Genomic DNA, 6,094 nt, shown 5'->3' with positions numbered 1-6,094 from the left:
CCTCGGCCGAGGAGACCGCCGCTCCTGCTTCCGGCAGGAGCCGTGACGCCCGACCCGCCGTCCAGGTGGGGCGGGCGGGACCGGCCGGGTGGGTGGGGGGACCGGGGGCGGGGGCGGGCTGGTAACGAGTCGGCATCCTCCGGTGGAAGGGCCATTGACACCCCGCTGACGGGGCCCGTACGGTCCTGTCCCAAGCGACTGGAAAGTTTCCTAACAGTTCGCCACCCGGCCCGCCCCGGCACTGCCGGCCGCCCTGAGGAGGAGGATCTTCGCGTGACCAGAAGCACCGCCAAGGCCCCCCTCGCCGGCACGCCCAGTCTGCTGCGCGCCATCAACGACCGTGCCGCCCTCGAACTCCTGCTGGAGAACGGGCCGCTCTCCCGCACGCAGATCGGCAGCCTGACCGGCCTCTCCAAGCCCACCGCCTCCCAGCTGCTGGCCCGCCTGGAGGCGGCCGGACTGGTGCTGCCGGTGGGCACCACGGCCGGCGGCCCGGGCCCCAACGCCCAGCTGTACCAGGTGAACCCGGCCGCCGGGCACGTCGCCGGACTGGACGTCACCAACAGCCACGTCAGGGTCGCGGTCGCCGACATCACCGGCTCCACGCTCGCCGAGCACGTCGTCCCCACCAAGGGCTGGGCGGCCGCCGAAACGGTTCCGCGGGTCGCCGGGGCGGTCGCCGAGACGGTCCGCGCCGCCGGGCTCGCCGAGGGCGCCCTGCACACCGTGGTGATCGGCGTCGGCGGCGCGCCCGACCCGGTCACCGGCAAGCTGCGCTACGCCTCCCACCTGCCCGGCTGGCACGCGCCGCGGCTGGCCGGGAACCTCGCCGCGGCGATCGGCGCGCCGGTGACCATCGAGAACGACGTGAACCTCGCCGCCGTCGCCGAGCAGTCCTCCGGCTCGGCCCGCGGGTTCGAGGACTTCGTGCTGCTCTGGGCCGGGGAGGGCATCGGCGCGGCGATCGTGATCGCCGGCCGGCTGCACCGCGGCTTCACCGGCGGCGCCGGGGAGGTCGGCTACATGCCGGTGCCCGGCGCACCGGTGGTCAAGGACGTCCGCCGCCGCAACTCCGGCGGGTTCCAGGAGCTGGTCGGCGCCCCCGCCGTCCGGGCCCTGGCCAGGGAGCACGGGCTCGGCGCGCCGACCGCCGAGGAGTCGGTCGCCAGGGCGCTGGCCACCCCGGGCGCGGGCGACGCGTTCCTCGCCGAGCTCGCCGCCCGGCTGGCCGTCGGGCTGGCCGTGATCGTCGCCGTCGTCGACCCCCGGCTGGTGGTGGTCTCCGGCGGGGTGCCGAACGCGGGCGGCGAACGGCTGCGGGCCCTGATCGCCGAGGAGCTGGCCCGGATCGCGGCCGCCCGGCCGGAGGTGCGCGGCAGCGCGCTGACCGGCTCCCCCGTTCTGCTCGGCGCGCTGCAACGCTCGCTGGCGGCCGCCCGCGAGGCGGTCTTCTCCACCCACTGACGCTCCGCCGCACTCCCCTGCACCCACCTCTCCCCCATCCCCAACGCGGGACCCGAGGCAATGACGCCTGCCCGCGCAGCCCCAGGAGGACCTCGAAGTGCACTCCACCACCTCCCGTTCCCGCAGAGGCCGCCGGACCATCGCCGCCGTGACCGGCAGCGCCGTCCTCGCCCTGCTCGCCACCGCCTGCACCGGCAGCAGTGACGGCTCCGGCAGCGACGACTCCGCCAGTGGCAAGGACGTCACCATCACCTTCTGGCACGGCTGGAGCCAGGACAGCGAGGTGAAGGCGATCAACGACAACGTCGCCGCCTTCGAGAAGGCCCACCCCAACATCCACGTCAAGGCCGTCGGCAACATCGCCGACGACAAGGTCAACCAGTCGCTGCGGGCCGGCGGCGACGACGCCCCCGACGTGGTCTCCTCGTTCACCACCAACAACGTCGGCATGTTCTGTTCGACCAAGGCCTTCGTCGACCTCAAGCCGCTGCTGGCCAAGGACAACATCGACGCCGCCAAGACCTTCCCGGCCGCGATGCTCGACTACACGCAGTTCCAGGGCAACCAGTGCTCGCTGCCGCTGCTCGGCGACGCCTTCGGCCTCTACTACAACAAGAAGGCCTTCGCCGCCGCCGGCATCACCAACCCGCCGAAGACCTTCAGCGAGTTCGCCGACGCCGCCAAGAAGCTCACCATCGCCGAGGGCGACAGCTACAAGCAGCTCGGCTTCATGCCGCTCTACCACGGCTACGAGTCGACCACCGAGCACCTCCTCGGCCAGTACGGCCCCACCTACTTCGACTCCGCCGGCAAGTCCACCCTCGCCACCGACCCGAAGGTCGCCGCGATGCTGAACTGGCAGAAGGGCCTGGTCGACCAGCTCGGCGGCTACGACAAGCTGGAGAAGTACCGCTCCACCTTCGGCGAGGAGTTCAGCGCCAAGAACCCGTTCCACACCGGCCAGGTCGCGATGGCCATCGACGGCGAGTGGCGCACCGCCTCGCTCGCCACCGACAAGCCGGACTTCGAGTGGGCCACCGCGCCGTTCCCGGTGCCGGACGACCAGAAGGACACCTACGGCCGCGGCTACCAGACCGGCACCATCGTCGGCATCGCCAGCACCAGCAAGAAGCAGGCGGCCGCCTGGGAGTTCGTCAAGTTCCTGACCACCGACACCGACGCGGTCGTCTCCTTCGCCAACGCGATCCACAACGTGCCGAGCACCCTCGCCGCGCTGGAGTCGCCGAAGCTGATCGCCGACGAGAACTTCAAGACCTTCGTGAACATCGCGAAGCACGCGAGCTCCGGCACCACCCCGCCGGTCGTCAACGGCGGCGGCTACATCGTCTCCCTGCAGAACCTCGGCTACGACTACGAGTCGGGCAAGCAGGGCGACCTCGCGGCCGGTCTCGCCGCCACCGCCAAGGAGATCGACGCCGCCATCGCCCAGGCCAAGTAGCGCCCGGCACCCCGCGCGTCCGGCCCGTCCACGGAGCTCCCATGTCACTCGCGTCCGCCACCCGCAAGGGGGCCGGAGCGACCGCCCCGGCGGCGCCTCCCGTGCAGCAGCAGCTGCGCCGGAAGCGCCGCCGGGCGGCGGCCCGCAACCTGGCCTTCCTCTCCCCCTGGCTGATCGGCTTCAGCGTCTTCTTCCTGTACCCGCTGATCTCGACCGTCTACTTCTCGTTCACCAAGTACAACGGCTTCGGCTCGCCCACCTTCAACGGCCTGAAGAACTGGGACTACGTCTTCAACGACCTCCCGGCGTTCTGGCAGGGCCTGCGCAACACCCTGTGGCTGGTCGTCATCATGGTGAGCCTGCGGGTGGCGTTCGGCCTCGGCATCGGGATGCTGATCACCAAGATCAAGAGCGGCGTGGGCTTCTTCCGCACCGCCTTCTACCTGCCGTACCTCGCCCCGCCGGTGGCCGCCACCGTCGCCTTCGCCTTCCTGCTCAACCCCGGCACCGGCCCGGTCAACCACTTCCTCGGCGAGATCGGGCTGCCGCAGCCCGGCTGGTTCGCCGACCCGGAGTGGTCCAAGCCCGCGCTCACCCTGCTGGCCATGTGGGGCGTCGGCGACCTGATGGTCATCTTCATGGCGTCCCTGCTGGACGTCCCGCGCGAGCAGTACGAGGCCGCCGAGCTCGACGGGGCCGGACCGTTCCAGCGGTTCCGGTACGTCACCCTGCCGAACATCTCGCCGATCATCATGTTCGCGGTGGTCACCGGGGTCATCCAGACCATGCAGTACTACACGCAGGCGATCGTCGCCGGGAAGGTCGCCGGCGGCATCGCGGGCAACTCCGGCCAGCAGTTCGAGCCCGGCTACCCGTCCGGCTCCACCTGGACCCTGCCGCAGATGGTCTACAACCTCGGCTTCCAGCGCTTCAACTACGGTGCGGCGTGCGTCGTCGCCCTCGTGCTGTTCGTCATCTCGATGGCCGTCACCTCGGTGCTGCTGCGCCGCCGGTCCGGCTTCATGGCCAGCGACGACTAGCGGACCGGTGAGGACACGATCATGACTCTCAGCCCGACCCTCCCCGCCGAGGCGCCCGGCCGCGGCACCGCCCGCGGCCCCGCCACCGCCGCCGCCCGCACCGCCCGCCGGCGCGCGCTGCTCAACTGGGTGGCCGTCCACTCGCTGGCCGTCGCGGCCGGCCTGTTCTTCCTGCTGCCGTTCGTCTTCGCCTTCCTGACCTCGGTGATGTCGGACAGCCAGGCGCTCACCACCGACTACTGGCCCACGTCCTGGCACTGGGGCAACTACAGCAAGGTCTGGAACGCCCCCGGCTTCCTCACCTGGTGGCGCAACACCCTGCTGTACGCGGGCCTCGGCACCGTGCTGACCGTCGTCTCCAGCCTGCCGGTCGCCTACGCGCTCGCCAAGTTCCGCTTCCGCGGCCGCAATCTGGCGCTGATGGCGGTCATCGCGATGATGATGCTGCCGCCGCAGGTCACGGTCATCCCGATGTACCTGTTCTGGGCCAAGCAGATGGGCCTGGGCGGCTCGCTCTGGCCGCTGATCATCCCGATGGCCTTCGGCGACGCCTTCTCGATCTTCCTGCTGCGGCAGTTCCTGATGACCATCCCCAAGGAGTACATCGAGGCGGCCCGGATCGACGGCTGCGGCGACCTGCGCACCCTGCTGCGGGTGGTGCTGCCGATGGCCAAGCCCGCCATCGCCGCCGTCGCGCTGTTCCAGTTCTTCTACTGCTGGAACGACTACTGCGGCCCGCAGATCTACGCCAGCAACAACCACGACGCCTGGACCCTCTCCTACGGCCTGGAGTCCTTCAAGGGCGCCCACCACACCAACTGGAACCTCACCATGGCCGCCACCCTCCTCGTGATGGCCCCGGTGATCATCCTCTTCTTCTTCGCACAGAAGGCCTTCATCGAAGGCGTGACACTGACAGGGGTCAAGGGCTGATGTCCGCACTCAAGCTGGCCATCGTGGGCGGCGGTTCGACGTACACCCCGGAGCTGATCGACGGCTTCGCCCGGCTGCGCGACACCCTGCCGATCGGCGAACTCGTCCTGGTCGACCCGGCCGCCGAGCGGCTGGAGCTGATCGGCGGCCTCGCCCGGCGGATCTTCGCCAAGCAGGGCCACGGCGCGGTGGTCACCACGACCACCGACGTCGCGGCCGGCGTCGCCGACGCCGACGCGGTGCTGCTGCAGCTGCGCGTCGGCGGGCAGGCGGCCCGCAACGAGGACGAGACCTGGCCGCTGGAGTGCGGCTGCGTCGGCCAGGAGACCACCGGCGCCGGCGGCCTCGCCAAGGCGCTGCGCACCGTCCCGGTGGTGCTCGACATCGCCGAGACGGTCCGGCGCGCCAACCCCGACGCCTGGATCGTGGACTTCACCAACCCGGTCGGCATCGTCACCCGGGCCCTCCAGGACGCCGGCCACAAGGCCGTCGGCCTGTGCAACGTCGCGATCGGCTTCCAGCGGCGCTTCGCCAAGCACCTGGGCGTCGACCCGGAGCTGGTCCGGCTCGACCACGTCGGCCTCAACCACCTCACCTGGGAGCGCGGGGTCACCCTGCTCGACGCCCCCGGCGCGGCCGGCGGGCGCGAGGTGCTGCCCGAGCTGCTCTCCGGCTTCGGCAAGGAGATCGCCGAGGACCTGCACCTGCCGCAGCGGGTGATCGAGCGGCTCGGCGTCGTGCCGTCCTACTACCTGCGGTACTTCTACCAGCACGACCTGGTCGTCGAGGAGCTGAAGTCCAAGGGCTCGCGGGCCGCCGAGGTCGCCGCGATCGAGCGGCAGTTGCTGGAGCTCTACGCCGACCCGGCGCTCGACACCAAGCCGGAGCTGCTCGCCAAGCGCGGCGGCGCGTTCTACTCCGAGGCGGCGGTGCAGCTCATCGCGGCGCTGCTCGGCACCGGCGGCGGCACCTCCGTGCAGGTGGTCAACACCCGCAACGACGGCGTGCTGCCGTTCCTGCCGGACGACGCCGTGATCGAGGTGCCGGCCGAGGTGGACGCGGCGGGCGTGCGTCCGCTGCCGCAGCGTCCGCTGGAGCCGCTGTACGCGGGCCTGGTCGCCGCCGTCACCGCGTACGAGCACCTCGCCCTGGACGCCGCCCTGCGCGGCGGCCGCGACCGCTGTCTCTTATACACATC

Annotated in this window: 5 protein-coding genes; all 5 read left to right on the top strand. The window is 71.3% G+C overall.

The genetic code is table 11. From position 1 onward, the window contains the following. Window positions 1-273 precede the first annotated feature (273 nt). Window positions 274-1,464, top strand: a complete 1,191-nt coding sequence (locus tag ACFXAM_RS37090) for an ROK family protein (protein ID WP_380298142.1) — start codon at window positions 274-276, stop codon at window positions 1,462-1,464. 148 nt (window positions 1,465-1,612) lie between these two features. Further along, window positions 1,613-2,923, top strand: coding sequence for an ABC transporter substrate-binding protein (locus ACFXAM_RS37085; protein WP_380298140.1), 1,311 nt, complete (start codon window positions 1,613-1,615; stop codon window positions 2,921-2,923). Window positions 2,924-2,964: 41 nt separating this feature from the next. Then, on the top strand, window positions 2,965-3,963 hold the full coding sequence (locus ACFXAM_RS37080) for a carbohydrate ABC transporter permease (protein WP_380298139.1): 999 nt from the start codon (window positions 2,965-2,967) through the stop codon (window positions 3,961-3,963). 21 nt (window positions 3,964-3,984) lie between these two features. Beyond that, a complete protein-coding gene (locus ACFXAM_RS37075; protein WP_380298138.1) occupies window positions 3,985-4,896 on the top strand; it encodes a carbohydrate ABC transporter permease in 912 nt (303 codons plus the stop codon). Then, a partial coding sequence (locus tag ACFXAM_RS37070; RefSeq protein WP_380298136.1) for a 6-phospho-beta-glucosidase occupies window positions 4,896-6,094 on the top strand: 1,199 nt, incomplete at its 3' end. The genes ACFXAM_RS37075 and ACFXAM_RS37070, both read left to right, overlap by 1 nt.

The organism is Kitasatospora sp. NPDC059462 (assembly GCF_042749955.1).
Taxonomy (GTDB): Bacteria; Actinomycetota; Actinomycetes; order Streptomycetales; family Streptomycetaceae; genus Kitasatospora.
This window is presented reverse-complemented; position numbering and strand designations above follow the sequence as displayed.